Annotated in this window: 20 protein-coding genes; 12 read left to right on the top strand and 8 right to left on the bottom strand. The window is 71.9% G+C overall.

Annotation, left to right across the window (positions count from 1 at the left end):
• The first annotated feature begins 78 nt into the window (after window positions 1–78).
• From MUE36_04435 to MUE36_04425, 3 genes are read left to right on the top strand one after another with little or no spacing between them, the layout of a single operon-like run.
• The gene (locus MUE36_04435) at window positions 79–531 is read left to right on the top strand and encodes an OB-fold domain-containing protein (GenBank protein ID MCU0310176.1); all 453 of its coding nucleotides are present in this window, start codon (window positions 79–81) and stop codon (window positions 529–531) included.
• Window positions 528–1,730 carry a lipid-transfer protein gene (locus tag MUE36_04430; protein ID MCU0310175.1) on the top strand — a complete coding sequence of 401 codons (1,203 nt, stop codon included), beginning with the start codon at window positions 528–530 and terminating at the stop codon, window positions 1,728–1,730. The genes MUE36_04435 and MUE36_04430 overlap by 4 nt, the downstream gene beginning before the upstream one ends.
• Window positions 1,731–1,747: 17 nt before the next feature.
• Window positions 1,748–2,896 (top strand): acetyl-CoA C-acetyltransferase, encoded by a 1,149-nt coding sequence (locus MUE36_04425; protein ID MCU0310174.1) that lies wholly within the window; start codon window positions 1,748–1,750, stop codon window positions 2,894–2,896.
• A 220-nt stretch (window positions 2,897–3,116) separates the two neighbouring features.
• Here the strand turns inward: MUE36_04425 and MUE36_04420 are convergent, their stop codons facing one another.
• The gene (locus MUE36_04420) at window positions 3,117–4,544 is read right to left on the bottom strand and encodes a sulfatase-like hydrolase/transferase (GenBank protein MCU0310173.1); all 1,428 of its coding nucleotides are present in this window, start codon (window positions 4,542–4,544) and stop codon (window positions 3,117–3,119) included.
• A gap of 69 nt (window positions 4,545–4,613) precedes the next feature.
• Here MUE36_04420 and MUE36_04415 point away from each other — a divergent pair, with 69 nt between their 5' ends.
• Both MUE36_04415 and MUE36_04410 read left to right on the top strand, forming a co-directional pair.
• Window positions 4,614–5,402, top strand: coding sequence for a phytanoyl-CoA dioxygenase family protein (locus tag MUE36_04415; protein ID MCU0310172.1), 789 nt, complete (start codon window positions 4,614–4,616; stop codon window positions 5,400–5,402).
• Window positions 5,399–5,980 carry an HD domain-containing protein gene (locus MUE36_04410; protein ID MCU0310171.1) on the top strand — a complete coding sequence of 194 codons (582 nt, stop codon included), beginning with the start codon at window positions 5,399–5,401 and terminating at the stop codon, window positions 5,978–5,980. The genes MUE36_04415 and MUE36_04410 overlap by 4 nt, the downstream gene beginning before the upstream one ends.
• 7 nt (window positions 5,981–5,987) lie before the next feature.
• On the opposite strand, the gene MUE36_04405 is transcribed toward MUE36_04410, so the two are convergent.
• Window positions 5,988–7,187, bottom strand: a complete 1,200-nt coding sequence (locus MUE36_04405; GenBank protein MCU0310170.1) for an acetyl-CoA acetyltransferase — start codon at window positions 7,185–7,187, stop codon at window positions 5,988–5,990.
• Window positions 7,180–8,568 carry an OB-fold domain-containing protein gene (locus tag MUE36_04400; protein MCU0310169.1) on the bottom strand — a complete coding sequence of 463 codons (1,389 nt, stop codon included), beginning with the start codon at window positions 8,566–8,568 and terminating at the stop codon, window positions 7,180–7,182. The genes MUE36_04405 and MUE36_04400 overlap by 8 nt, the downstream gene beginning before the upstream one ends.
• A 108-nt stretch (window positions 8,569–8,676) precedes the next feature.
• Here MUE36_04400 and MUE36_04395 point away from each other — a divergent pair, with 108 nt between their 5' ends.
• From MUE36_04395 to MUE36_04385, 3 genes are read left to right on the top strand one after another with little or no spacing between them, the layout of a single operon-like run.
• The gene (locus MUE36_04395; GenBank protein MCU0310168.1) at window positions 8,677–9,723 is read left to right on the top strand and encodes a TIGR03857 family LLM class F420-dependent oxidoreductase; all 1,047 of its coding nucleotides are present in this window, start codon (window positions 8,677–8,679) and stop codon (window positions 9,721–9,723) included.
• Entirely contained in the window at window positions 9,720–11,804 is a 2,085-nt protein-coding gene (locus MUE36_04390) for a molybdopterin-dependent oxidoreductase (GenBank protein ID MCU0310167.1), read from the top strand. Before MUE36_04395 ends, MUE36_04390 begins: the two co-directional genes overlap by 4 nt.
• 35 nt (window positions 11,805–11,839) lie before the next feature.
• Complete coding sequence (locus tag MUE36_04385; GenBank protein ID MCU0310166.1) at window positions 11,840–13,087, top strand: CoA transferase; 1,248 nt, start codon at window positions 11,840–11,842, stop codon at window positions 13,085–13,087.
• A gap of 39 nt (window positions 13,088–13,126) precedes the next feature.
• Here the strand turns inward: MUE36_04385 and MUE36_04380 are convergent, their stop codons facing one another.
• Complete coding sequence (locus tag MUE36_04380; protein ID MCU0310165.1) at window positions 13,127–14,557, bottom strand: hypothetical protein; 1,431 nt, start codon at window positions 14,555–14,557, stop codon at window positions 13,127–13,129.
• 157 nt (window positions 14,558–14,714) lie between these two features.
• Window positions 14,715–16,142: a hypothetical protein gene (locus MUE36_04375; protein MCU0310164.1), complete on the bottom strand. Its 1,428-nt coding sequence runs from the start codon at window positions 16,140–16,142 to the stop codon at window positions 14,715–14,717.
• A gap of 193 nt (window positions 16,143–16,335) precedes the next feature.
• Here MUE36_04375 and MUE36_04370 point away from each other — a divergent pair, with 193 nt between their 5' ends.
• The 3 genes from MUE36_04370 to MUE36_04360 are packed head-to-tail and all read left to right on the top strand — an operon-like array spanning window position 16,336 to window position 21,831.
• Window positions 16,336–18,582: an ATP-binding protein gene (locus MUE36_04370; protein ID MCU0310163.1), complete on the top strand. Its 2,247-nt coding sequence runs from the start codon at window positions 16,336–16,338 to the stop codon at window positions 18,580–18,582.
• Window positions 18,583–18,586: 4 nt separating this feature from the next.
• Window positions 18,587–21,430: a branched-chain amino acid ABC transporter permease/ATP-binding protein gene (locus MUE36_04365; GenBank protein MCU0310162.1), complete on the top strand. Its 2,844-nt coding sequence runs from the start codon at window positions 18,587–18,589 to the stop codon at window positions 21,428–21,430.
• The gene (locus MUE36_04360; GenBank protein MCU0310161.1) at window positions 21,427–21,831 is read left to right on the top strand and encodes a nuclear transport factor 2 family protein; all 405 of its coding nucleotides are present in this window, start codon (window positions 21,427–21,429) and stop codon (window positions 21,829–21,831) included. The genes MUE36_04365 and MUE36_04360 overlap by 4 nt, the downstream gene beginning before the upstream one ends.
• On the opposite strand, the gene MUE36_04355 is transcribed toward MUE36_04360, so the two are convergent.
• From MUE36_04355 to MUE36_04345, 3 genes are all read right to left on the bottom strand, one after another.
• Window positions 21,810–22,658, bottom strand: a complete 849-nt coding sequence (locus MUE36_04355; protein MCU0310160.1) for a hypothetical protein — start codon at window positions 22,656–22,658, stop codon at window positions 21,810–21,812. The genes MUE36_04360 and MUE36_04355 overlap by 22 nt on opposite strands.
• Window positions 22,655–24,355: an FAD-dependent oxidoreductase gene (locus MUE36_04350; protein MCU0310159.1), complete on the bottom strand. Its 1,701-nt coding sequence runs from the start codon at window positions 24,353–24,355 to the stop codon at window positions 22,655–22,657. The genes MUE36_04355 and MUE36_04350 overlap by 4 nt, the downstream gene beginning before the upstream one ends.
• A 104-nt stretch (window positions 24,356–24,459) precedes the next feature.
• Window positions 24,460–25,617 carry a hypothetical protein gene (locus MUE36_04345; protein MCU0310158.1) on the bottom strand — a complete coding sequence of 386 codons (1,158 nt, stop codon included), beginning with the start codon at window positions 25,615–25,617 and terminating at the stop codon, window positions 24,460–24,462.
• A 104-nt stretch (window positions 25,618–25,721) separates the two neighbouring features.
• On the opposite strand from MUE36_04345, the gene MUE36_04340 reads away from it, so the two are divergent.
• A complete protein-coding gene (locus MUE36_04340) occupies window positions 25,722–26,234 on the top strand; it encodes a hypothetical protein (GenBank protein ID MCU0310157.1) in 513 nt (170 codons plus the stop codon).
• Window positions 26,235–26,533 lie beyond the last annotated feature (299 nt).

Below are 26,533 nucleotides of genomic sequence, written 5' to 3'. Positions count from 1 at the left end.
GAAACGGCTCGGCGACCGGCGTGCCGACCGGGTGGGGCCGTTTCGCCGTGGTTTCTGACGTCCCGTTAGATTGACCCCGTGACGACCCGAGAACGAGTACCCGCCGTCGAAGGGTGGTTCACCACCACCGAGCCCTACACCCTGATCGGCGGCCGGTGCCCCTCGTGCGGCACCTGCGTCTTCCCACCCCGCTCCGGTGCCTGCCCGAACCCCGGTTGCGAAGCCACCGAGCTCGAGTCCGCCGAACTGTCACGGCACGGCCGGATCTGGTCCTACACCGAGAACCACTACGCCCCCCCGCCGCCGTTCGTCGCCCCCGACCCGTTCGAGCCCTACGCCCTCGCCGCCGTCGAGCTCGAGGAGGAGGGCCTGGTCATCCTCGGCCAGGTCGCCAGGGGCGTGATGGCCGCCGACCTCGAGATCGGCATGCCCGTCGAGGTCGACCTCCAGGTGCTGTTCACCGACGAGGACGGCACCGAGAAGTGGGTGTGGACGTGGGCGCCCACCGTCGACGCGGAGGCGGCCGGATGAGCACCGAGCGCGACCTGGTGATCCTCGGTGCCGGCATGCACCCGTGGGGCAAGTGGGGCCGCAACTTCGTGGAGTACGGGCTCGTCGCGGCGAGGGCGGCCCTCGCCGACGCCGGCGTGGCGTGGCGCGACATCGAGTTCGTGGCCGGCGCCGACACCATCCGCAACGGCTACCCGGGCTTCGTGGCGGCCTCCACCTTCAGTCAGGCGCTCGGGTGGACCGGCGCGCAGATCTCGTCGTCGTACGCGGCCTGCGCCTCGGGGGCCCAGGCGATCCAGTCGGCCCGCGCCCAGCTGCTGGCCGGGTTCGCCGACGTCGCCCTGGTGATCGGCGCCGACACCACCCCGAAGGGCTTCTTCGCGCCGGTGGGCGGCGAACGCAAGGAGGACCCCGACTGGCAGCGGTTCCACCTCCTCGGCGCCACGAACCCGTCGTTCTTCGCGCTCAACGCCCGGCGGCGCATCGACGTCTTCGGCGACACCCCCGAGGACTTCGCCCTCGTGAAGGTGAAGAACTCCCGGGCCGGGGTGGCCAACCCCTACGCCCGGTTCCGCAAGGAGTTCGGCCTCGAGGACTTCGCCTCTTCGCCCATCGTGAGCGACCCGCTGCGCCTGCTCGACATCTGCGCCACCTCCGACGGCGCCGCCGCGCTCGTGGTGTGCACCCCCGAGTACGCCCGGCGCAAGCTCGGCACCCTCGACGGGACCGTGCGCATCAAGGCGGTGGCCAACACCACGCCGACCTACCCGCAGGTGCGCCTGGAGCTGCCCGACATCGCCACCGACTCGAGCGCCGTGGTGGCGCCCCCCGAGCTCGGGTTCAAGGACAGCATCGCCCACAACGCCTACGAGCAGGCGGGGCTCGGCCCCGAGGACATCCACTGCGCCGAGGTCTACGACCTGTCCACCGCCCTCGAGCTCGACTGGTACGAGAACCTCGGGTTCTGTGCCGAGGGCGAGGGCGCCACGCTGGTCCGCGACGGGGTGACCGCCCTCGGCGGCCGCCTCCCGGTCAACCCCTCCGGCGGCCTCGCCAGCTTCGGCGAGGCCATCCCCGCCCAGGCCATCGCCCAGGTCTGCGAGCTCACCTGGCAGCTCCAGGGACGCGCCGACGGCCACCAGGTCGAGGGCGCCACCGTCGGGCTCGCCATCAACCAGGGGCTGTTCGGGCACGGCTCCTGCACCATCGTCGCCCGGTAGCGAAAGGTTCCACCACCATGGCCGAGGCCTACATCGTCGATGCCGTCCGGACCCCCGTGGGGCGTCGCGGCGGCGGACTGTCCACCCTGCACCCCGCCGACCTCGGCGCCGCCAGCATCAGGGCGCTCGTCGACCGCACCAACATCGACCCGGGCGCGGTCGACGACGTCGTGTTCGGCAACGTCGACTCGATCGGGCCGCAGGCCGGCGACATCGCCCGCACCGCGTGGCTGGTGGCCGGCATGCCCGAGCACGTGCCCGGCACCACCGTCGACCGCCAGTGCGGGTCGAGCCAGCAGGCCGTGCACTTCGCCGCCCAGGGCGTGATGAGCGGCACGCAGGACCTCGTCGTCGCCGGCGGCGTGCAGAACATGTCGATGATCCCCATCTCGGCGGCCATGACCGCCGGTGAGGCCTACGGCCACGACACCCCGTTCTCGGGGTCACCTGGCTGGCAGGCCCGCTACGGCGATCAGGAGGTCAGCCAGTTCCGCGCCGCCGAGATGATCGCCGAGAAGTGGGACTGCAGCCGCGACGAGATGGAGGCCTTCGCCGTCGAGTCGCACGAGCGGGCCATCCGGGCCCGCGCCGAGGGACGTTTCGAGACCCAGATCGTCCCCGTGGGCGACGTGACCGCCGACGAGGGCCCCCGCGAGCCGAACTGGGAGAAGATCCGCTCGCTGCCCACCCTCACCGAAGGCGGACGGCTCACCGCCGCCTGCGCCAGCCAGATCTCCGACGCCTCGGCGTCGATCCTCATCGCGAGCGAGCAGGCCCTGAAGGACCACCACCTCACGCCGCGGGCCCGCATCCACCACCTGTCGGTGCGCGCCGACGACCCGGTGTGGATGCTCACCGCGCCGATCCCCGCCACCCGCCACGCCCTCGACAAGACCGGCCTGACCCTCGACGACATCGACCTCGTCGAGATCAACGAAGCCTTCGCCTCGGTGGTGCTGGCGTGGGCCAAGGAGACCGGGGCCGACCTCGCCAAGGTCAACGTCAACGGCGGTGCCATCGCCCTCGGCCACCCGCTCGGCGCGACCGGCGCCCGACTCATGACCACCCTGCTCTGCGAGCTCGAGCGCACCGGCGGCCGCTACGGCCTGCAGACCATGTGCGAGGGCGGCGGTCAGGCCAACGTCACCATCATCGAACGGCTCTGATGTCTGGCGCCCTCCTCGACTGACGCCTCGTCGGGACGCTGGTGTGGCTCGGTCGCTGGCGCTGTGCTGCTGGCGGCGCAGAGCGCCGCGATGCGGGCGGGGCCGCTGGCGCTTTCCCCCGCCCGCCTGCTCCCACTCGCTCAGCAGGTGCACCCCCTGGGCGGAGCGCCGCCGGTGTGGCTCGGCCGCTGGGCTGGGCCCAGCGCGGCGCAAAGCCCGGTCAGGACATCGGGGGGCCGAGCAGGGTGTCGGTGAGGGTGCGGTCGGCGTGCTCGGCTCGCCAGGCCAGCAGGGCCCGGGCGTCGGCCCAGGCCGCTTCGGGGTCGGTGACGGGCGTACGCCACGTCGGGTCGACACCCAGGTCGTAGGTGAGCGCGTCGCCGCCGGCGAACTGCGCGTACGCCCGGTCCTCGCCCCGCAGCACGGTCACCTGCCGCCGCTCGGCCCGCCGATCCGACGGCCAACCCGACCTCTGCCCGGACATCAGCCCGAAGACCCGCCAGTCGAACTCCCAGTGCGCGGCCTGGCGCCACCGCGGCGGCTCCCCGCCGTCGAGGAACGCCGCCAGCGACGCGCCGTCGCACTGGCGGGGGACGTCGATCCCGAGCACGTCGCAGATGGTGGGCAGCACGTCCACGTTCTCGGTGAAGCGGTCCACCACCGTGCCATGGGCCGCCGGGCGGCTCGGATCGCGCACGATCCCGAGCACGTGGTAGCTCGACTCGAACCACCCGAACTTGTCCACCAGCCCGTGGTCGCCGAGCTGGTCGCCGTGGTCGCTGGTGACGACGACCACGGTGTCGTCCCACTGGCCCCGCGCGCGCAACGCCGCTCCCAGCCGCTCGATCTGGTGGTCGACGTCGCCGATCATCCCGTAGTACTGCGCCCGCATCCGACGGACCGCGCTCTCGTCGGTCGGAGCCGCCGCGAATGGGAGGTCGAGCAGCATCCGGTGCAGGCGGTGCAGGTCCTCGGCGGGGGCGACGGGAATCGGGAGGTCGACGTCGTCGGGCGCGTACGCCGTCGACCACTCCCCCGCCGCGGCGTACGGCGGGTGGGGGCGCAGGTAGCTGAGGTGGGCGAACCAGGGACCGTCGCGCTCGGCGTGCCACGCCAGGAAACGGTCGGTGAGGAAGGCACTGATGCCGAGCTCCGCCGGCCGGCGGGGCTCGGTGGCCAGCGCGCCCGCGGCGTCGCCCGGCACGTCACCGCCCCGGCCGGCCACCCACTCCCGCCAGGCGGCCTGCGAACCCGTCAGGTCGAGACCCACGGCGAAGCCGGGCAGCACCCCCTCGTAGGTGGACAGGCGAGGATCGGCCGCGTCGTCGACCGTGCGCGGGTCGACGGCCTGGTCGGTGTAGCCGAACAGCGTCGGGTCGCGTCCGGCCCGCCGGGCCACCCGGGCGACGTTGTCGAAGCGGTCGTCGAGCGGGGTGCCGTTGGCCACCACCCGGTTGTTCATCTGGTAGGTGCCCGTGTAGAGCGCCGCCCGCCCCGGGGCGCACGGCGCCGCCTGGCTGTAGTGCCGGGCGAGGCGGACACCCCCGGCGGCCAACGCGTCGAGACCGGGGGTGCGCAGGACCGGGTGCCCGGCGGCCGAGAGGCAGTCGCCGCGGAACTGGTCGAGCGTGATGAGCAGCACGTTCACGGTGGCCAGCAGGGTAGGCCCGGCCCCGGTCCCGGCGGGATCCGATCCCCCGCCGCGTAACGTCGGGGCATGGACGCGCTCGGCCCCACTCCGGCCTCCCTCGGACCCGAGGCCCTCGACCACTTCGCGACCACCGGGTGGTTGCTCACCGAGCCGCTCGACGGCGCGTCGGTCGACGCGCTGGCCGGCTGGGTCGACGAGGTGTCGGCATGGCCCGACGGCGCGGGCCGCTGGCTGCACTACCGCGAGGCCACCGACGACGGTCCCCGGCTGTGCCGCAGCGAGAACTTCGTCCCCTTCCACACCGACCTCCGTGAGCTGCTCACCTCGGGACCCCTCCTCGCGATCGCCTCGGCCCTCCTCGGCGAGCCGGCGGTGCTCTACAAGGAGAAGATCAACCACAAGGCGCCGGGAGGCGCCGGCTACTCGCCCCACCAGGACGCCCCCGCCTACCGCTTCGTCGAGGTGCACGTCTCGTGCATGGTGGCCGTCGACGACGCCACCCTCGACAACGGCTGCCTCGAGGTGGTGGCCGGCGCCCACCACGAGCTGTTGCCCACCGACGACACCGGGTGCATCCGGGCCGATGTCGTCGAGACGCTCGACTGGCAGCCCGTCGAGGTGCACGCCGGCAAGGTGCTGTGGTTCCACTCGCGCACCCCGCACCGCTCCGGGCCCAACCGCTCGACGTCGTGGCGACGGGCGCTGTACCCGACCTACAACGCCGCCCGCGAGGGCGACCTGCGCGCCGCGTACTACCGGCGCAAGCTCGAGGAGTTCGCGGCCGCCGCGGCGTCGGGCGACGACCGGGTGCCGGTGTCGCTGATCGGCGACTTCCAGGGCCGCGTGCTGCGATGAAGCCGGCGGCGCACGCCGCCTCGGTGGCCGAGGTGCTCGACCTGCTCACCACCTTCGGCGCCGACCGGTACGACGAGGAGGTCAGCCAGCTCGACCACGCCCTCCAGTGCGCCGCCCTGGCCCGGCGGGCCGGTGCGTCCGACGACCTGGTGGCCGCGGCGCTCCTCCACGACGTGGGCCACCTCCTGGCCCTCGCCGAGGACCGTCCGTTCCGCGCCGGCGTCGACGACCACCACGAGACCGCGGGTGCGGCGTGGCTCACCCCCCTGTTCCCGTCGTCGGTCACCGGCCCGATCGCGGCTCACGTGCGCGCCAAGCGCCACCTGGCGGCCACCGACCCCGACTACCTCGCCGCTCTGTCCCCGGCGTCGACGCGCAGCCTGGAGGTACAGGGCGGACCGCTCTCGGCCGCGGAGGCGGCGGCCTTCGCCGCCGGCGCGGTGGCCGCGGACGCCGTTGCCCTGCGTCGCTGGGACGACCTCGGCAAGGTCGACGGGCTGGAGGTGGCGCCCCTCGCCGCCCACGTCGATCTGCTCACCCGGCTGGCCGACCGCCGGACCGGGGGTGGCGGGGGCTGAGCGGTGCTCAGCCCACCTCTGCGCCGAGCAGCGACACGAAGCTGACCATCTCGCCGGGGTAGCCGCCGAGGTTGTGGGTGAGGGCCAGCTTGCGGCCCGCGGCCAGGCTCGAGACGGTGCGCTCCTCGGGCGCCTCTCCCCGGAGCTGCAACCACGCCTCGAACATCATCCGCAGCCCCGACGCCCCGACCGGGTGGCCGAAGCTCTTCAAGCCCCCGTCGGGGTTGACGGGCAGCTCGCCGTCGAGGTCGAACACGCCGTCGAGCACGTCACGCCAGGCCGTGCCCCGCTCGGAGAACTGCAGGTCCTCCATCAGCACCAGCTCGGTGGGCGTGAAGCAGTCGTGCACCTCGGCGAGCGCGATCTCGGCCCGGGCGTCCTTCACCCCGGCCTGCGCGTAGGCGTCCTCGGCGCAGGCGGCGATCTCCGGGAAGGTCGTGTAGTCGTAGGACGGGTTGATGAGCCCGGATCCGTTGCCGGCCACGAACGACAGGGCCTTCACGAAGACCGGGGTGTCGGTGTAGCGGTGGGCGTCCTCGGCCCGACACACGATGGCGGCCGCCGCCCCGTCGGCCACACCGGCGCAGTCGAACACCCCGAGGGTGCCTGCCATCTTGGGTGCCCGCTCGACCTGCTCGACGCTGATCTCCTTGCGGAACTGGGCGCGTTCGTTGCGGGCCCCGTTGAAGTGGTTCTTGCGAGCGATGTGGGTCAGCACGGCCCGCATCGTCTCGTCGTCGACGCCGTACTTGTTGCCGTAGGCGGGCACGATCATCGAGAACATGGCCGCCGCGGTGAGGGTACGCCCCGTCCCGTCGCTCGGGATCGGGAAGGCGTTGAGGCCCTGGTAGCCGGTGTCCTTCACCTTCTCGGCGCCCACCACCATCACGAGGTCGTAGGCGCCCGACGCGACCGCGTAGGCCGCTTGGCGGAGGGCCTCGGAACCCGTGGCGCAGTAGTTCTCGACCCGGGTGACGGGCTTGTTCTGGAGCTGGAGCGGCCGGGCCAGGGTGATGCCGCTCATCCCGCTCTGGGCGGTTCCGAACCAGTAGGCGTCGACGTCGTCCTTGGTGACGCCGGCCGACGCGTAGGCGTCGGCGGCGGCGTCGATCATCAGGTCGTCGAGGCCCTTGCCCCAGTTCTCGATGAAGTTGGTGCACCCCATCCCGACGATGGCGACGCGGTCGCGGATGCCATGACTAGCCACGGACCAACCGTCCCTTCCAGAAGTAGTTGTGGATGCCGTCGGCCGTGAAGAGGCGACGGAAGGTCATCTCGACCCGCTTGCCGATCTCCACCTCCTCGACGTCGGTGTCGGTGAGCTCGATGGGCAGGCGACCGCCGCCGTCGAAGTCGACGACGGCGAAGACGATGGGCGGACTGGGCGAGTAGGCGATGCGGTCGACGGTGAACGTGGCGATGGTGCCCTGCACGTCAGCCATCGGCACGGGCTCCATCTCGTCGGTGCGTTCCCCGTCCATCGACACCCGCGACGGCGGGAGGAACACCGTGCCCGACTCACGGTCACGCGAGCCCACGAACCCGAACTTCCACTCGGCCGAGCGGGCCGCGGCGGTGCCCGACGGCCGGGCCGGCTCGGGACGGCGGGGAGGCTCGACGGCCACCATCCCGCGCCACGACAGGAAGCGGCCGTAGCCGACGGGGGCGCCGGTGGCGATCTGGTCGGCGACCGTGCGAGCGGGCGTGAAGGACGCGATCGCCGGGGTGGTCCTGAAGACCAGCACCTCGGCGCCGTCGCCCACCGTGACGAGGGCGAGGACCGCGCCGGCGTCGGACTGCTCGAGCAACGAGGCCAGCAGCAGGCCCGGCTGGGCCGCCCCGGTGGCGCCGACGGTGTCGGTGAGGTCGCCGACGACGGACGCCGCACCCAGCCGACCGGCGACGGCCTTGCCGATGCGGGCGGTGGGGGCGGCGACGGCGACGGTCACCTCGTCGGCCGCCACCCCTGCGGCGGCCAGGGCCTCGGCCCACGCGTCGCGGGCCAGGCCCACGTAGGTGAGCTCGGAGAACTTGTCGTCCCAGACCTTGGACCGGACGTCGCCGGGCGCCCGCCACCGGTCGACGAACTCGACGGTGGCGGAGGCGCCGCCGAGATACTCGGCCACCACGCCGTCACCGTCGCCGATGAGCACGGCGGCGGCGGCGTCACCACCGGCGGCCTCGTCGGCCGAGCCGGCGAGGCCGGTGCGGAGGTCGCCCGTGGCGACCAGGGTGGTGCCGGTGCCCTGGAGGGCGAGGCGCAGCCCGCCGACCGCCGAGCGCACCGAGGCGCCGAGGTCGAGGGCGGTGGCGGACGGGTCGAGGCGCAGTGCAGCGTGCACGGCGGTGGCGTTGGTCTTGTCGGCGTAGGCCGGCGCCGCGGTGGCGAACAGGAGGGTGTCGGGTCGGGCGGCGACGGCCCTCAGCGCCAGCCGGGAGGCCTCGACGGCCATGGTGGTGGTGTCCTCGTCGAACGACGCGACGGTGCGTGTGCCCTTGCCACCGCCCTGCCCGATGAACGGTGCGATCTGGGTCCGGTCGAGTCGCCGATAGGGGAGGTACGCCCCCCACGAGAGGATGCCGCGCATGGCGGCGACCCTATCTGATGGTCCGTCAGAAACCAGCGGGCGCCGTCCCGCCCACCAGCACGACCCGGTGGGGCGCTGTGCCATGATCGACCTCCGAGGGGGGCGAACATGACCGACACGCCACGCGTGCTCGACGAGTTGGGGTTCTACGTGCTGGCCGGCCAGCCGTCGTCGTCACGGGACCTCGTGACCGAGGTCGTGGAGGGCGAGCGCCTCGGGCTCGGCACCGCCTTCGTCTCCGAGCGCTACAACAAGAAGGAAGCGGCCACCCTGTGCGGGGCCGCCGGGGCGGTGAGCGAGCGGATCCGGATCTCGACGGCGGCGACGAACCACAACACCCGCCACCCCATGGTCACCGCCGGCTTCGCCCGGACGATGCAGAGCCTGACCGGTGGCCGGTTCACCCTCGGCCTCGGACGGGGCATCGCGATGATGCAGGACGCGTTCGGGATCGGTCGCATCACCACCGCCCAGATGGAGGACTTCGCCGGCCTCATGCGCCGGCTGTTCCGCGGCGAGGTGATCATCGGCCACGACGGACCGGCAGGCAGCTACCCGGTGCTGCACCTCGACGCCGAGCTCGACGAGCACCTGCCGATGGGGATGGTGGCCTTCGGCCCGGAGACCCTGAAGCTCGCCGGTCGGTGCTTCGACGAGGTCGTCCTGCACACGTTCTTCACGGACGAGACCACGGCGCGATGCGTGCGCACGGTGAAGGAGGCCGCCGAGCAGGCCGGCCGCGACCCAGCCGACGTGCAGGTGTGGTCGTGCTTCGCCACCGTCACCGACCTCGTCCCCGAGGATCAACGGCTCATGAAGCTGGTCGGGCGCCTCGGCACCTACCTCCAGGGCTACGGAGCACTGCTCGTGCGCACGAACGGCTGGGACCCCGCCGTGCTCGAGCGGTTCCTCGCCGACCCCGTGGTGTCGAGCGTGCGGGGACTCGACGTCGTGGGCACCACCGAGCAGCTCGAGCACGTCGCCACCCTCATCCCCGACGAATGGCTCGCCCCGTCGGCGACGGGCTCGCCGACCGACTGCGTCGCCGCGGTCCGCAACCAGTTCGACCTCGGGTGCGACGGCGTCATCATGCACGGCGCCACCCCCGCCGAACTGGCCCCGGTGGCGGCCGCGTACCGCGAGGCCGTCGGGTGAGCTCCCGCCACCGCACCTACTGCCGGCTCTGCGAGGTGGGGTGTGGCCTCGTCGCCGAGGTCGAGGCCGGTCGTGTCACCCGCCTGCGGCCCGACCGCGACCACCCGGTCACCTCCGGCTTCGCGTGCAACAAGGGACTCCTCGCCGCCGAGATCCACGACGACCCCGCACGGGTCGACCGCCCGCAGCGCCGCGCCGCCGACGGGACCGTCACCGAGGTCGACTGGGACGGGGCTCTCGACGACATCGCCGCCCGCCTGGGCGCGATCGTCGAGGAGCACGGACCGTCGGCGGTGGCGCTGTACCTGGGCAACCCCACGGCGTTCAACGCCACCGCCGGGCCGGCCGCCGGGCTGTTCCTGCTCCAGCTCGGCTCCGACCGCCTCTTCACCGCCGCCTCCCAGGACTGCGCCAACAAGTTCGCCGTCGCCGAGCTGCTGTGGGGGTCGGCCCAGGTCCACCTGATCCCCGACCTCGACCGGACCGACCACCTGCTCCTGCTCGGCACCAACCCCCGGGTCAGCAAGGGCTCGTTCCTCTCCGTGCCCGACCCGGTCGGCCGTCTCGCCGCCATCGAGGCCCGGGGCGGGGTCGTGCGCTTCGTCGACCCTCGCCACGGCGAGCCGAACGTCGGCGAGACGATCCAGATCCGCCCCGACACCGACGTCTACCTGCTCGCCGCGATGCTCTGCGAGATCGACCGGACGGTCGGCTTCGACCCCGACGGCGCGGCCCGGGTCACCGACCTCGACGAGCTGCGGTCCTTCGTCAGCGGGTTCGCACCCGAGAGGGTGGCCGACGTCGTCGGCGTGGACGCCTCGGTCATCGCCACGATGGCCCACGACTTCGCCGCGGCTCCCACCGCGTCGGCCCACCTCTCCACCGGCGTGAACATGGGCCGCCACGGCGCGCTCGCCTACTGGCTCCTGCAGATGCTCGTCCTGCTCACGGGCAACCTCGACCGACCCGGCGGCAACGTCGGTGTGGCGAGAGCCACCGATCCGCCGCCGCGCTCGGTCGAGGCGGGCCCGGAGGGCTACACCGACACGCCGTGGGGGGCCTACCGCCCGACCTCGGGCGGACAGCCCGGCGCACTGCTCGTCGAGATGCTCCGCGACCCCGAGCAACCGATCCGGGCGCTCGTCAGCGTGGCCGGCAACCCCGCGCTCAGCATCGGCGGCGGTGACGAGCTGACCGAGGCCCTCGCCGGGCTCGACCTGCTCGTGACGCTCGACTACTACCGCAACGCCACCGGCGAGGTGGCCGACTACGTGCTGCCCATGTCCGACTGGTTCGAGCGCGAGGACATGAACACCTTCGTGCAGGGCACCCAGCCCGAGCCGTACGTGCAGTGGACGGGCCCGCTGGTCGCGCCACGCGGGGAACGGCGGGCCGAGCGCGACGTCTTCGCCGCCCTCGGCGCGCGCCTCGGCCACCCTCCGATCTTCGGACCCGAGGCCGACGTGCTGGCGATGCTGCACGACGGGGCCCTCGCCGCCCATGGCCTGTCGATGGCCGAGCTGCGCGCCGCGGACGCGGGCATCGCCGTGCTCGGCCCGCTCGGGACGGGTGGGTTCCTCGACCGGATGACGCCCACCGGCACCCTCGACGGCGCCCCCGCCATGCTGGCCCCCGCCCGCGAGCGGGCCGTCACCATGTTCGACGAGCTCCTCGCCGAGCCGGCCGACCAGCTCAAGCTGATCACCCGGCGCACGTCGCGCACGATCAACTCCGCCATGCAGAACGTCGAGCGGCTGAAGAAGGGCATCGGCGCCGACAACCCCCTGTTCCTGAGCCCGGTCGACGCCGAGCGCCTCGCCGTCACCGACGGGGTCCGGGTCCGGGTGTCGAACGCCTTCGGTTCCGTGGAGGCGCTCGCCAAGGTCGACGACACCCTCCGCCCGGGGGTCGTGGCCATGACCCACGGGTTCGGCAACGCCGCCACGAGCGGCATGCCGGTCGCCCAGCGGTTCCCGGGGGTGAACGTCAACGCGCTCTCCCCCACCGGCCCCGGGTCCTTCGACCCGACGAGCACGATGTCGCAGCTCACCGGCATCCCCGTCGAGGTCGAGGCGGTCTGACCACCGGGCCGGCGGTCGCCGGTAGGGTCGCCGCCATGCAACTCGGAGAGATCGGCAACGCTGACGCCCTGCCCTTCGGTCGCCCCCTCGACGGGGTTCGCGTCCTGGCTCTCGAGCAGATGCAGGCCCTCCCCTACGCCACCCAGCTGCTGGCCCGCCTCGGCGCCGACGTCGTCAAGGTCGAGAGCACGAAGGGCGGTGACCTCGGCCGTGGGTCCCAGCCGTCGGTCACCGACCCCGACGGACGCACGGTGGGGGCCACCTTCCTGCGCAACAACCTGGGCAAGCGGTCGATCTGCGTCGACCTCAAGGCCCCGGAGGGCCGCCAGCTCGTCCTCGACCTGGCCCCGAGGTTCGACGTGGTCGCGGAGAACTTCAAGGGCGGGGCGCTCCGGCGGATGGGCCTCGGCTACGACGACGTCGCCGTCGTGCACCCGGCGGTCGTCTACGTGTCCGTGTCCGGGTTCGGCAACACCGTCGAGACGCCCTATGACGGCTGGCCGGCCTACGCGGCCGTCGCCGAGGCCATGAGCGGGATCTACGACTACAAGCGCGAGCCGGGGCGGCCGCCGGTGGTGTCGCCGGTCGGGGCGCTCGGCGACATCGGCACGGCGCTGTTCGCGACGATCGGCCTGCTCGCCGCCCTGCGCCACCGCGACCGCACCGGCGAGGGCCAGTACCTCGACGTGGCCATGTTCGACGCCATGGTGGCCATGACCGATCTCGTCACGAACTTCTGGTCGATGGGCCTGCGGCCCGAGCCGGGCCAGGGCCTCGCCATGATCCTCGACGGGTTCCAGGCCTCGAACGGCTGGTTCATCGTGCAGGTCGGGCGCGAGCACGAGTTCGAGCGGCTCGCCAACCTGGTGGGCCGGCCCGACTGGCTGACCGACGAGCGGCTGGCCACCCGGGCCGGGTGGCGCGCGCACATGGACGACGTGCTGCGCCCCGGCATCGACGCCTGGGCGGCCGACAAGACCAACATCGAGGCCTGTCGGGCGCTGGCCGACGCGGGGGTGGCCGCCGGGCCGTGCCTCACCGCCCCCCAGGTGATCGACGACCCCCACGTCGCGGCGCGGAACATGCTCGTGGAGATCCCCCGCCCCGACGGGGGCGATCCCGTGCTCACACCCGGCAACCCCGTGAAGCTGTCGAAGATGGCCGACGGGCCCGAGGAGCGGATGCCGTGGCTCGGCGAGCACACCGACGCCGTGCTGGGCGACGAGCTCGGCCTCGACGCCGCCCGTCTGGCCGACCTGCGCGACCGCGGCGTCATCGCCTGACCGGAACCGGCGTTCCCGGCGCCCCGCCGGCGCCCCTGCTCAGGGCTCGATCGGGAACCACTGGTCGGACGTCGGCACCCAGCAGTTCACCGGGGCGGGGCAGCCGTTGTAGGTGCCCTGGGCGTTCTTCGGGGTGTCGAGCGACGCCGGGGTCAGCTCCAGGGGGTGCACCCAGTCCGCCAGGAACGTCTTGCCCGGGCCGTACGTCCCCTGACCGTCGGAGGCGTTGGCCACGGGCATCTCGCCGAGCGCCAGCGCGGCGTCGTGGGCGGACTGCCGGGTGGGGTTGATCCCGGCGCCTCGCAGGGACTGCTCCATCACGTTGGTCATGGTGCAGTCCATCCAGGCGTAGTCCGAACTGAGCTGGGTGCCGTCGGGGAGGGTGATGACCTGCCCGGACGGGACCCCGGGCGACGACGGGGTCGGGAACTCCGAGGCGAACACCTCGTCGAAGTGGGCACGGCACTCGGCCTCGAACTGGTTGTCCGCCCGCAGCCCGCCCTCCGCGGTGTTGGAGTTGTCCCACGCCGCGATGCACGTCGTGCCCATGGCCGCCGGAGGGGTGCGGCTCGCTCCGAACGGGGTGCAGTTCGACGGCGAGATGTCGATCACGGTGACCGTGAAGTCGGTGCCGGCGGCATCGTAGAAGCCCGACTGGTTCGTGAAGTTCAAGAGCATGAGCACGTGCCCCACACCGGCCGCCCGGAACGTGCCCACCGCCGCGGCCGACTCCTGGTTGATGGCGCCGACGTCGCCCTGGAGGGTGTTCAGCTCCACGAGCTCCACGTTGTAGCCGGCCCCCTCGAGGATCTCGCGGGTCGCGGCGGCACCGGCAGCGTCGGCCGGACCGTTCCCGGCCAGCACGCCGACGGTGTCGCCGTCGGGGATGGTGCCCGACTCCACGACGGCGCTTGTGCCGGCCGCCGCACCGATCTCGACCGGCGGTGCCACGGTGAGCAACAGGCCGGTGTCATGGGAGGCCTGCGCCGCGAAGTCCCCGAAGTAGGTGAGCATCCCGGCGTCGAGGAGGCAGTCGACCGTGCGGTTGTTCAGCCCGATCGGCACGATCACCGCGAAGAGCTCGTTGTCGACGGTGGCCTCGGCGCAGAAGCGGTCCTGGGTGTCGGGCTTCGTGGGGTCCCACGTGAGCACCACCGGTTCGATCATCCGGTCGTTGATGCCCCCGGCAGCGTTCCACTCGTCGATGTAGGAGGTGACGCGCATCGACATGTTGCGAGTCGTCAAGGCGGCGGGGAGCGAGATGCCACCGGCGCGCAAGCCGTCGAGATCGCTCACCCCGACACCGATCCTGATCGTGTCGGCGGTGACCCCGACGTCGGACGCGGTCCGCGCCTCGCTCGCCGTCTCCGTCGCCGTCGTCCCGCCACCGCCGTCGTCGCTGCTGCACGCCGCCATGACGAGCACCGTCGCGGCGAGCACGGCGAAGCCGCTACCTCGTCGTCCACCCATGTCGATCTCCCCCCCGAGAGCCGGACGCCCGAGCTTCGGCGTCGTCCTCAACCCTAACGACGAGCGGGCAGGGATGCCCGGTGACCGGCCGGTGACGCGCAGGAGCCCCGGCGCACGGCCGGGGCTCCCGTCGGTTCGGGTCCTGCGGTGGCTCGCCCTAGCGGGGGATGGTGAACCACTGGTCGGACGTCGGCACCCAGCAGTTGACAGGGGCGGGGCAGCCCCCGAACGTGCCTCCCGCGGTCTTCGGCGTGTCCACCGTGGCGGCGGTCAGCACGACCGAGTGCACGAAGTTCGAGGCGAAGGTCTTGCCCTCCTCGAGCGTGCCCTGGCCGTCGGAGGCCAGCGCGATCGGCACGTCACCGAGCGCCAGCGCGGCGTCGTAGGCCGACTCACGGGTGAGGTCGGCACCGGCGCCCTCCAGCGAGCCCTTCATGATGTTGGCCAGCGTGCAGGCGAACCCGTCGTAGTCGGAGCTCAGCTGCGTCCCGTCGGGCAGGTCGATGACCTGACCGGAGGGGACACCCGGCGACGAGGCGGTCGGGAACTCTGCGGCGAAGACCTCGTCGAAGTGCGCCCGGCACTCCTGCTCGAACTCGGTTTCCTCGCGGACCGCGCCGTCGGCGGTGTTCTGGTTGTCCCACACGGTGATGCAGGTGGCGCCGAGAGCGCCCGCGGCGGCACGGCTGGCGCCGAAGGGCGTGCAGTTGGCCGACGCAGTGTCGAGCACCGTGATCTCGAAGTCGGTGCCGGCGGCGTCATAGAAGCCACCCTGGTTGGTGAAGGGCAGCACGATCATCACATTGGTGACCCCGGCGGCCTTGAACGTCCCGACGGCGGCGCCGGTCTCCTGGTTGATGGCCCCGACGTCGCCCTGGAGGGTGTTCACCTCGACGGCTTCGACGGTGTAGCCGGCGTCCTCGAAGATCTGCTTGGCGGCTGCCGACGCGGCGATCTGGTCGGGGCCGTTGCCGGCCAGGATGCCGACGACGTCGCCCTCGGTGACGATGCCGGACTCCACGGCGGCGTTCGCCCCCGCGCTGGCGGCGGTCTCGACGGGCGGCGGGATGGTGATCAGCAGGCCGGTGTCGTGGGAGGCCTGGGCGGCGAACTCGCCGAAGTAGGTGAGCATCCCGGCGTCGAGCAGGCAGTCGACGGTCTTGTTGTTCAGGCCGCTCGACACGGTGACCGCGAAGAGCTCGTTGTCGACGGTGGCCTCCGCGCAGAACTGGTCCTGGGTGGCCGGCTTGGTGGGGTCCCACGTGAGCACGACCGGCTCGATCATCCGGCCGTTGATGCCGTTCGCGGCGTTCCAGTCGTCGAAGTACGACGTCACGCGCTTCGACAGGTTGGCGGTGGTGAGCGCGGCGGGGAGGGAGATGCCACTGGCCCGCAAGCCGTCGAGGTCGGCGACGCCGACGCCGATCTTGATGGTCTCGGCCGTCACCCCGATGTCGGAGGCGGTGAGCTCCTGGGCCTCGGTCGTGTCCGAGCTCGAACCCTCGTCGTCGCTGCTACAGGCTGCGGCGATCAGTCCGAGCGCCATCACCAGGGCGACGAGCGCCCTCCACCGGTACCGACTCATGTGTCCCCCTGAAGGTGACGGGCCCGCGCCGGGCGGCGCGAGGTGTGACCCGAGTCACCTACTGTAGTTCGCGGGCGGGTGGCACCGGTCACAGGCCTGGATCACGTCAATCCGGCTGCGGGTTATCGTCGCCGACCATCACCGCGAGAGGCCCGGACCACGGGCCGTGAGTTCGAACCGAACTGGGGGACGAGTGGAGGACGCGACGACCGACGCCGACGCCGGCACCGACGACGCCGGCAGCGGCGACAGCGGGGAGGGCGTCGACCTCTCGGCGCTGACGTCGGTCATCTTCGACGAGGAGGAGGCGCGGCGGGCCGCCGAGCACGACATCGACGTCCTCCCGGACGAACAGCTCCCCGGGGTCGGGACCGAGGCGATGTCGCTGCGCGAGGGCGTGGGCCGATCGGGCATGAGCCTGGTCGTGTTGCTCCTGCTCCTGAACCTCGTCGAGGAGTTCGACCGGGTCGCCCTCCAGGTCCTCGGGCCGGACATCCAGGACTCGCTCAACGTCTCCGACACCGTCCTGATCGGCCTCCAGAGCCTGGGCGGCGTGGCCCTCGTGCTGTCGACGCTGTGGTTCGCGTGGCTGGCCGACCGCTACAGCCGCACCAGGGTCCTGGCCGCCGCCACCGGCCTCTGGGGCGTGTTCGCGGTGGTCACCGGCGCCGTGGCCAACTCCTTCCAGATGGGCATCGCCCGGGTGGGGGCCGGCCTCGGCGGCGCGGCCCGGATCCCCATCTCCCCCTCGCTGGTGGCCGACAAGTACCCGATCGGCGTCCGCACCCGGGTGTTCGCCGCCGAGGCGTGGGGCCGACCGGCGGGACAGGTCATCGGCCCGTTCCTCGCCGGCCTCGTCGTGCTGCTGGCCGGCAACGCCGCCGACGACTGGCGGTGGGCGTTCTGGGTGCTGGCCGTCCCGGCCGGCCTCCTCGTGCTCCTGTTGCTCCGCGAGAAGGAACCCGAACGGGGACGCAACGAGCGCGAAGCGGTGTTCGGCAGCGACACCACCCAGGTCGTCGCCGACGGGCCGGTCCGGCTCTCGGCCGCCTTCCAGCGCCTCAAGAAGGTCCGCACGTTCTACTTCCTCGTCACCGGGATCGGCGTGCTCGGCTTCGCGCTCATCGCCGTCCCGAGCGCCTTCAACCTCCTCCTCGAGGACTCCTACGGCTACGACGCCTTCACCCGCGGCTGGATCGGCTCGATCACCTGGGCCGGTGCGCTCTTGGCCATCCCCCTCGCCGGTCGCTACGGCGACCGCCTGTTCCGCCGCAACCCCCGCTCGGCCCTCACCGCCATGGGCATCGCCATCCTCTGCTACGGCGCGGCCGTCACCATCGGGCTGCGATTCGAGCAGCCGGCGATCCTGATCGCCTTCTTCACGATCGCCAACGCCTGCCAGGGCGCGGCCTTCACCCAGGTCGGCCCGACGGTGTCGGCGATCATCCCGTACCAGATGCGCGCCCAGGCCTTCGCCATGATCGGGGTGTACATCTTCCTGATGGGCGGCTTCTTCGGCGGGCTGATCGCCGGTGCGCTCTCCGACGCCTTCGGCGAGCGCACCGCCCTCACCGTCGTGGTGCCGCCCGCGGCGCTCGTCGGCGGCCTGCTGGTGATCTACGGGTCGCGGTACATGAAGCGTGACATCTCGCTGATGGTCGACGAGCTGCGCGAGATGCAGGTCGAGCAGCAGCGCATGGCCGCCGACCCCGAGAACATCCCCGTCCTCCAGGTCCGCAACGTCGACGCCAGCTACGGCAACCTGCAGGTGCTGTTCGACGTGAGCTTCGAGGTCAAGCGGGGCGAGACCCTCGCCCTGCTCGGCACCAACGGCGCCGGCAAGTCCACCCTCCTGCGCGCCGTCAGCGGCCTGTTGATGCCCGATCGGGGCGTGGTGCGCATGAACGGGCGCACCATCACCCTCGTCGATCCTCAGTACCGGGTCGGGCTGGGCATGTTGCAGATCCCGGGCGGTGAGGCCCTCTTCTCGTCGATGACGGTCAAGGAGAACCTCGACGTCTGGAGCTGGCAGATCCCCGACCACGCCGACCGACCGGGCGCAGTCGCCCGGGTCTTCGAGACCTTCCCGCAGCTCGAGAGCCGCATGGCCGACCGCGCCGGTTCGCTGTCGGGCGGTCAGCAACAGATGCTCGCCCTCGGCAAGGCCCTGATGCTCGAGCCCGAGCTGCTCCTCATCGACGAGCTCTCCCTGGGCCTCGCCCCGGTCGTCGTCCAGGAGCTGCTCGGCGTCGTCGAGCGCCTGAAGCAGCAAGGGGTGACCATGGTGATCGTCGAGCAGTCGGTGAACGTGGCCCTCTCGGTCGCCGACCGGGCCGTGTTCATGGAACGGGGCCGGGTGCGCTTCGAAGGCCCCGCCCAGGAGCTGCTCGAGCGGGGCGATCTGCTCCGAGCGGTGTTCCTCTCCGGGGAAGGGGCCTGAGCCGATGTTCGCCCTCACCATCAGCGCCGACATCCTCTTCGACGGGCTCCTCCAGGGCCTCGTCTACGCCCTGGTCGCCTTCGGCCTCGTGCTCATCTACCGGGCCACAGGGGTCATCAACTTCGCGCAGGGCCAGATCGGCGCCTTCGGCGGCTACGCGATGGCCCTGCTCTACGTCCGCTACGACGTGCCCTACGGACTGTCGGTGCCCCTGGCGCTGGCCTCGGGCGTGGCGCTCGGAGTGGCCGCCGAGCTCATCCTGCGACGGTTGTTCACCCAGCCCCGGCTGCTGCTGTTCGTGGCGACGCTGGGCATCACCCAGCTCATCCAGCTCCTCCAGCTCCGCCTGCCCATCCCCGAGGAGCAGGCCACGTCGGTCGGCTACCCGGTGCTGCTGAGCGGATCGTGGGAGGTCCTCGGGATCACGATCACCGGGCCGCAGCTCACGGTGGCCGTCGCCGTCCCGGTGCTCATGCTCTTCCTCGGCTGGCTGCTCACCAACAGCCACTTCGGCAAGCAGGTCCGGGCCACCGCCGACAACGCGCCGTCAGCGGCGCTGGCCGGGATCAGCGTGCGGGCCGTGTCGACCAAGGTGTGGGCCCTCGCCGGCCTGCTCGCCGCGTTCAGCGCGCTGCTCATCGCCCCGCTCCAGGGCGGCAACATCGGCGTCGTCCAGACGGCCCTCGGCCCCAAGCTGCTCCTCCTGGCGCTCACCGCGGCGATGTTCGGACGGATGCGGTCCTTCGGGCTCACGGTGGTCGGCGGCATCGTCGTCGGCGTCCTCGACGCCCTGTTCGTCACCTGGGCCCAGGCCGGCGACGTGCCCACGGGCACCAACGTGTTCGCGGTGTTCGTGCTGCTCCTCGTGCTGATGCTGCTGGCCGGGCGCAGCGCCGGGATGGGCAGCGACGACTGGTCGCTCACCCCGAAGCTGAAGGCGGCCAGCGAGGAGCTGAGGGCCCACCCGCTCTACAAGGCCTCGACGGTCGTCGGGGTGGGCGTCCTCGTCGTCGGAGCGCTGCTGCTGCCCACCTTCCTCGACAAGCCGACCGACTTCCTGCGCTTCTCGGCGATCCCCATCTACCTCATCGTGGCCCTGTCGGCGACGGTGCTCACCGGGTGGGGGGGCCAGCTGTCCCTCGGGCAGTTCGGGTTCGCGGCGATCGGCGGGTATGCCACCGTCTACTTCTCCCAGGACCTGCCCTACCTGGCCTCCCTGGCCCTCGGCGCCCTCGTCGGCGTGCTCGTGGCGCTCGTCATCGGGATCCCCGCCCTGCGCATCAAGGGGCTCTTCCTCGCGGTGGTCACCCTCGGCTTCGCGCTGGCGGTGCGCAACTTCGTGATCCTCAACGACACGCTCGCGCCCGAGGGAGGGGGCGGTGCCCAGCTGGAGGTGAACCGTCGGTCCGGGCTGCAGCTGCTCTTCTGGGAGGTGAAGGGCAACGACTTCGAGGGGATCTACTACTTCTCGCTCCTGGTGGCGATCGTCGCGCTCGTGCTGGTCTGGCGGATCCGCAAGACCGGCGTCGGGCGCTCGATCATCGCGGTGCGCGACAACGAGGCCACCGCCTCCGCCTACACGGTGGCGGCCACCAAGACCAAGATCCTCGCCTTCGCCGTGTCGGGCGGGCTGGCCGCCCTCGCCGGCGGCCTGCTCCCGCTCGCCGCCTCCAACGGGCAGTTCACGCTGAACCCGCTCACCTTCGACGTCGAGGAGTCGCTGCGGATCATCTCCATCGCCGTGGTCGGCGGCATCTCGTCGATCACCGGCGCGGTGCTCGGCACCCTGCTCATCGTCGCCGTGCCGATCATCTTCGACGGCACCGACCAGGTGCGCCTGCTCACGAGCAGCATCGGCATGCTGATCGTGCTGCTCTACTTCCCCGGTGGCCTGATCTCGATCGTCCACTCCGGGCGCGACCTGTTGCTCGGCTACATCACCAAGCGCACGGGCTGGACACCGCCGGCCAAGGCCCAGAAGGCCGGCATCAGCCACCTCGCCGCGGTGGCCACCCGCCACGACGAGACCGACGTCGACCCGCTCGTCGTCGACGAGGTGTCGGTCCAGTTCGGTGTCCGCCGGGCGGTCGACCGGGTGTCGTTGAACGTCCGGCCGGGCGAGATCGTCGGGCTCATCGGCACCAACGGCGCAGGCAAGTCGACCCTGATGAACGCCGTCTCGGGGTTCGTGCCGTCGACCGGCTCGATCCGGATCGCCGGCAAGGAGGTCGGCGACCTGGCGTCGTACCGCCGGGCCCGGCTCGGCATCGGGCGGGCCTTCCAGAACGCCCGCCTGTTCGCATCGCTGACCGTGCGCGAGACCCTCATGGTGGCGCTCGAGGCGCGCCAGCACAGCCTGATCGTCCCGTCGATGCTGTACCTGCCCCCGTCACCACGGGCGGAGCGACGCAAGCGCACCGAGGCCGACGAGATCATCAACCACCTCGGGCTCGGTCGCTACGCCGACTCGCTCATGGCCGACCTCTCGACGGGCACCCGCCGCATCGTCGAGCTCGGCGCGCTGTTGGCCCTCGACTGCCGGCTCATGCTCCTCGACGAGCCCACCGCCGGCGTGGCCCAGCGTGAGACCGAGGCCTTCGGGCCGCTCATCCGCAGCATCCGGGCCGAGCTCGGCGCCTCGATCCTCATCATCGAGCACGACATGCCCATGGTGATGTCCATCTCCGACCGCATCTACTGCCTGGAGGTCGGTCAGGTGATCGCCGAGGGCTCCCCGGTCGAGGTGCGCGAGAACCCGCTCGTCGTCGCCTCCTACCTGGGCACCGACCAGCGGGCCATCGACCGGTCCGACCAGGCCGAGCCGGCGCCGACGAGGTTGGGGCAGTGACCGCCGCCTCGCACCCGGCCCGCACCGCCGTCGAGCAGCACGCGGCCCGCTGGAACGCCCGGGACCGCTCGGCGTGGCTCGAGCTGTTCGCCGACGAGATCGTCTTCGAGGACCCGGTCGGCAAGGCCCCGAAGCTCGGGCGGGCCGCCGCCGAGGGCTCGTGGGACAACTCGTTCACGGAGGGCCGCGTGTGGACGCTGCACCCCGAGCGCATCGTGACCGGGGGCGACGAGGCCGTGGTGCTCATGCGCAACGAGGGGGAGGTGCACGGGGAGCACGCGGTGGTGAACAGCATCGAGATCTGGAAGGTCCGTGACGACGGCAAGGTCGTCTCGGTGCGGGCCTTCTTCGAACAGCCCACCGAGGTCGAGCTGAACCCCTACTTCGTCCCCGACAGCTGAGGACGGGGCTCGGCCGGGGTCCCGAGGCTCAGGATCCGCCCCCACAGACCGGTGACGACCATGCTCGCCACCACGACGAGGTAGATCCACGTCTGGGGTTCACCCCAGCGGATGTCGTCGTCGAAGCGCACCAGCGCACCGAGGTGCAGCACACCGAGCATGACGAAGGTGACCGCCGCGGCCCGGAGGCGCCACGCATCGCGCTCGGCGACGACCATGGCGGCCGCCACCCCGAGCGCGAACGCCCACGCACCGATGGCTCGGGCGGTGAGCGGGGTGAGCTCCCAGGGCCAGAGGGACTGCATCCGGGTCGGGTCCAGGAGAAGGGCGGCACCGACCACGCCCAGCACCAGCGCCTGCGCCGCCAGCACGATGCGAAGCACCGGCGGCAACGGTCGACGGACCTCCGGGTCCCCTCCCGGCATCCGCAGCTGGAGGACCAGCACGACCGACATGGTGAGCGGCACCGCCACGTAGACGGCGAGCCAGAACCATGCCGCGAACCGGGGCAGGCCGGTGCGATCGAAGTGGAAGTTGCCGACGTGGGCGAGCGTCGCTCCCAGGGTGCACAACGTGAAGACCAGGACGGTCACCAGGGCGACCCGGGCGTTGGCCCAGACGCGCTCGCGCACGGTCAGCGCCATCAGGACGAACCCCGAGGCGTAGCCGGCACCGAGGAAGGCGGCCGACACCGGCGGCCGTACCGTCCAGGCGAAGATCTCGTCGGTGTCGGTGGCGCTGACGTAGAGGATCACGGTGGACAGGGCGGTGAGGACCAGGAAGGGTGGGAAGACCAGCCGCCACCCCGGGTGCACCGTGCGGATCACGTCGTGCCCGCCCTCGCCCGGCGGAGCTCGTCGAGGTACCCGTGCAGGAACTGCACGGCGATGGCCCCCTCGCCCACCGCCGACGCCACCCGCTTCACCGAGCCGCGTCGCACGTCGCCGGCCGCGAAGACTCCGGACAGACTGGTCTCGAGTGGGAGGGGAGCCCGGTCCCGGTTGTCCCAGGCAGGCAGGTCCTGGCCCGTGCAGACGAAACCCCACTCGTCGCGAGCCAGGGCAGGCGCCAGCCACTCGGTGCCCGGGTACGAGCCGATGAGCACGAACAGGGCATCGGTACCCACCCGAGCCTCCTGTCCGGTCGCCCGGTCCCGCACGACGAGGTGGTCCAGCCGACCGGGGCCACCGCCGCCGACCACCTCGGCGCCGTAGCGGACCTCGACGTTGGGGGCGGCGTCGATCTCGCGGATCAGGTAGTCCGACATGCTGGTGGCGAGGCTCTCGCTCCGCACGAGGACGGTGACGTCGTCGGCGTACCGGCCCAGGTGGACCGCCGCCTGGCCGGCCGAGTTCCCGCCCCCGACCACGATGCAGGAGCGACCCGCCATGGCGGGCGCCTCCGACACGGCGGCGCCGTAGTACACCCTCCGCCCGATCAGGTCCTCCAGGGACTCCACGCCCAGTCGCCGATAGGTGACCCCGGTGGCCAGGATGACGCTGCGGCTGCGCGCCTGTCCGCCGTCGGAGAGGTCCACGATACGGTCATGGCCGTCGGCGGACAGCCCGGTGGCGTAGCGCATGAAGTGGAACCGGGCGCCGAGCGACCAGGCCTGATGGAACGTGCTGAAGCTCAGCTTGTGGCCGCTCACCCCCCGTTCGAAGCCCGGGTAGTTGCGGATGAGCGAGCTGGTCCCCGCCTGGCCGCCCACCGCCTGGGCCTCGATGACGAGAGTCGACAGGCCCTCCGACGCCGCGTACACGGCCGCTGCCAACCCGGCGGGGCCCGCCCCGATCACCGTGACGTCGAAGCGCTCGTCGGACGACAGCGGCTCCATGATCCCGAAGGCGTCGGCGATCTCGAGGTCCGAGGGGTCCTCCAGGACCGTGCTCTCCGGGGTGAAGCGCAACACGACGACGGGGAGCTGCGGGTCGTCGAGGCCGAGATCTCGGAGGCGGGCCCGGCCCTCGTCGGATGCAGCGTCGCGGAAGGCGACGGGGATGTGGTTGCGGCTGAAGGTGTCTCGGAGCTCGAAACCGCGGGCCGACGCCGACTCGCCGATGATCTGCACCGCTTCGTAGCCCCCGCCGTTGGCGGCGTTCCAGTCCTCGAGCGCCTCGGTCACGCCACGGTGGAACTCCTCGTCCCGCTCGTTCTCGGGCCGGATCATGTAGAAGTCGGCGTCGCCCCGACCCACGGCAGCGAAGAGCTCCCGTGCCAGGTCGAACTCTCCCCAGGTGACCACCACCGCCCGTCTGGCTGCGGGGTGCAGGGAACGGCTGGCGGCGAGGAACGCCAAACCACCGGGTTCAGCCGACGCGTGCCCGGCGAGGACCAGCGCCACCGCCTCCCCCTGGTCGCGCATGCGCCCGAGACGCCCGAGTGCCTCATCGGGATCGTCGAGCACCAGGATCCGGTAGTCGGCGCCGTACCGCTTGGCCACTTCGTCGCCCAGCACCGCACGGGTGCGCGCATCGCTGCTCAGCACGACGATGGCCGGCAAGGCATCGTGTTCCACGGTCATGGGCCCCTCCCCCTGCTCGTGTCCCTACGAGCGTAACGAGGAGGCCCCCCGATCGACCAGAAGCTTCGTCATCGCGTCCGTCGCGGGTGGTCGGGCCCGCCGGTTCAGATGAACGAGGAGTCGGCGTCGAGGCCGAGGTCGGGGAAGGCGCCGGTGACGATGGGCTGCATGTTGCCGTAGCCCACGCCCCCGCCGACCGGGTCGGTGACGCGGACCACCGTGTCGCGGATCTGGTGGAGCCGTCTGGCGTTCTCGGGTGTCGTGCAGTCGTCGATGCGCTCGCCTTCCACGTGGAGCTCGCCCCTCCACTCGCCGTGGTGGTGGCCGTTGAAGCCGAAGTAGAGGCCGGCACCGAGGTGGAACCCGGTGTCCGAGACGACCTCGACGCCGAGGGCCCGGGTGGAGCTGTCGGCGAGGGTGGCGTGCAGGGTGCCACCCCGGAGGCGGCGGTTCATGGGGTCGTAGGTGAGCTCGGGTTCGAGGTCCACGATGCGCTCGGTGCGCCCGTCGGGGTGCTCGACCATGGCCATCGTGGTCTTCTGCTCGAACCCCGGGAAGGCCATCTTCGACACGTTCAGGAACAGCCCATAGACGCTCCCGTCGGCGCGCTCCATCAGGATGGGGCTCCAGACGAACTGGAAGGTCCCGCCGTCGAGGCCACGTGACGGCTCGAGGTCGTTCGCCGGTTCACCGACGTCGTAGCGCACCCCCCACGAGTGGTCACGGGTCGAAACCCAGTTCTCGGGGGTGATCTCCGTGCGCACGCCGTCGATCTCCACCCATCCCGAGGCCGTACCGATCTGGTGGTAGCGCACCAGGTCCGCCGACACCCGGAACCCCTGGCGGTTGTGGGTGCGGTCCTCGAGCGTGGCCGGCAGCGAGGCGGTGAAGAGCCAGTCGAAGGCGACGGGCTGAGTGTCGTTGGGCTCCAGCAGGAAACGGATCTGGCGCAAGGGATCGACGATCTCGTAGTGCAGCGGGCCGGCGCCGATCGTGACCAGGTCGTCGGACAGCCGGCGGCTGGCCCGCACCGTGATCTGCTCGACACCTCGGGAGACGCCCCCGTAGCCGTCGGTGACGTTGCGGTTGGTGTACTTGCCCATCCCGAAGCCGAGCTGGAGGCTGCCGTCGCGAGCGGCGGCCATGGCGCACACCTTCTCGGTCCAGGCGGGGTCGCTTGTCCCGACCACCGCGAAGGTGTCGGCGATCTGGTGGCTGAACCACTCGTCGGCGGCGGTGAGTGCTCCGATCGGGTTGGTCACGACGGTCCCCCTGGTCTCGGCTGGCCGACCGGCGCCGGCGACCGTGGAGTCAACCACACCGCGGCGGGTGGGGCGCCCGGGGGCGGGCACGCTACGGTGCCGCCGTGAGCGACCCCAGCACCCCCGTAGCGGGGCACGAGGAGCGGGCCGACGACCCGAGGCCCGGACCGTCCGCCGGCCCCGCGGCACGACCCGCAGACCGTCCGGAACCCACCGTGACGGTGGACGAGGCGATCGCCACTGCGCTGGCCGAGTCGCCCGCCCACCGGCGCAGCCGCCTCGGCCTGGCCGCGCTGATGATCGGCGCCGGGGTCCTGCACTTCGTCGTGCCGAAGGCGTTCGACCAGATCATCCCCCGACCCCTCGGGCGCCCTCGGTTCTGGACCATCGCCAGCGGCATCGTGGAGATCGCCTGCGGGGCGCTGCTGGCCAGCCGGTCGACCGAGCGGGTGGGCGGAGTGGCGGCTGCGGCGACGATCGTCGCCGTCTACCCCGCCAACATCAAGGCCGCCCTCGACGCCGGCCCACCCACGAACCCGGTGGCGGCGTTCACCTGGCTGCGGCTGCCGATGCAGCTCCCGTTGTTCCGGTGGGCCGTCCGCCACGCCCAGGCCTGAGCCCGGGGTTCGGAAGCGGCCACGAGCGGTCACCTCGGCCGGCCCCTGGTCGCAACCGAATCGACCAGTCGACAGGTCAACGGGAGCGGACCGGGGTCGACGCCGCGATCGGCCCCTCGTTCAGGTCCGAGGCCAGCACACATCCCGACGGCAGGTTCGGGCACGGGCCCGCCCCACCCGAACGCCCACCACCCTGGCTCGACTGATGCTCCTATTGATTGAGGTTGCGCAAGTCGTTGTAGATCTCTCGGGCGATGTAGCGCTTGAGGCAGCGGATGATCTCCTTCTTGGAGAGTCCT

The sequence above is a fragment of the Acidimicrobiales bacterium genome, assembly GCA_025455885.1.
Taxonomy (GTDB): domain Bacteria; phylum Actinomycetota; class Acidimicrobiia; order Acidimicrobiales; family Acidimicrobilacustridaceae; genus Rhabdothermincola_A.
The sequence above is the reverse complement of the archived record's forward strand: the minus strand, read 5'-3'. Positions and strand labels throughout refer to the sequence as shown.

What these genes read in the sequence shown, in the direction of transcription:
- MUE36_04430 (MCU0310175.1), top strand. Translation starts at nt 528, where the DNA reads ATGAGCACCGAGCGCGACCTGGTGATCCTCGGTGCCGGCATGCACCCG.
- MUE36_04425 (MCU0310174.1), top strand. Translation starts at nt 1,748, where the DNA reads ATGGCCGAGGCCTACATCGTCGATGCCGTCCGGACCCCCGTGGGGCGT.
- MUE36_04415 (MCU0310172.1), top strand. Translation starts at nt 4,614, where the DNA reads ATGGACGCGCTCGGCCCCACTCCGGCCTCCCTCGGACCCGAGGCCCTC.
- MUE36_04410 (MCU0310171.1), top strand. Translation starts at nt 5,399, where the DNA reads ATGAAGCCGGCGGCGCACGCCGCCTCGGTGGCCGAGGTGCTCGACCTG.
- MUE36_04400 (MCU0310169.1), bottom strand. Translation starts at nt 8,568, where the DNA reads ATGCGCGGCATCCTCTCGTGGGGGGCGTACCTCCCCTATCGGCGACTC.
- MUE36_04395 (MCU0310168.1), top strand. Translation starts at nt 8,677, where the DNA reads ATGACCGACACGCCACGCGTGCTCGACGAGTTGGGGTTCTACGTGCTG.
- MUE36_04385 (MCU0310166.1), top strand. Translation starts at nt 11,840, where the DNA reads ATGCAACTCGGAGAGATCGGCAACGCTGACGCCCTGCCCTTCGGTCGC.
- MUE36_04380 (MCU0310165.1), bottom strand. Translation starts at nt 14,557, where the DNA reads ATGGGTGGACGACGAGGTAGCGGCTTCGCCGTGCTCGCCGCGACGGTG.
- MUE36_04375 (MCU0310164.1), bottom strand. Translation starts at nt 16,142, where the DNA reads ATGAGTCGGTACCGGTGGAGGGCGCTCGTCGCCCTGGTGATGGCGCTC.
- MUE36_04365 (MCU0310162.1), top strand. Translation starts at nt 18,587, where the DNA reads ATGTTCGCCCTCACCATCAGCGCCGACATCCTCTTCGACGGGCTCCTC.
- MUE36_04350 (MCU0310159.1), bottom strand. Translation starts at nt 24,355, where the DNA reads ATGACCGTGGAACACGATGCCTTGCCGGCCATCGTCGTGCTGAGCAGC.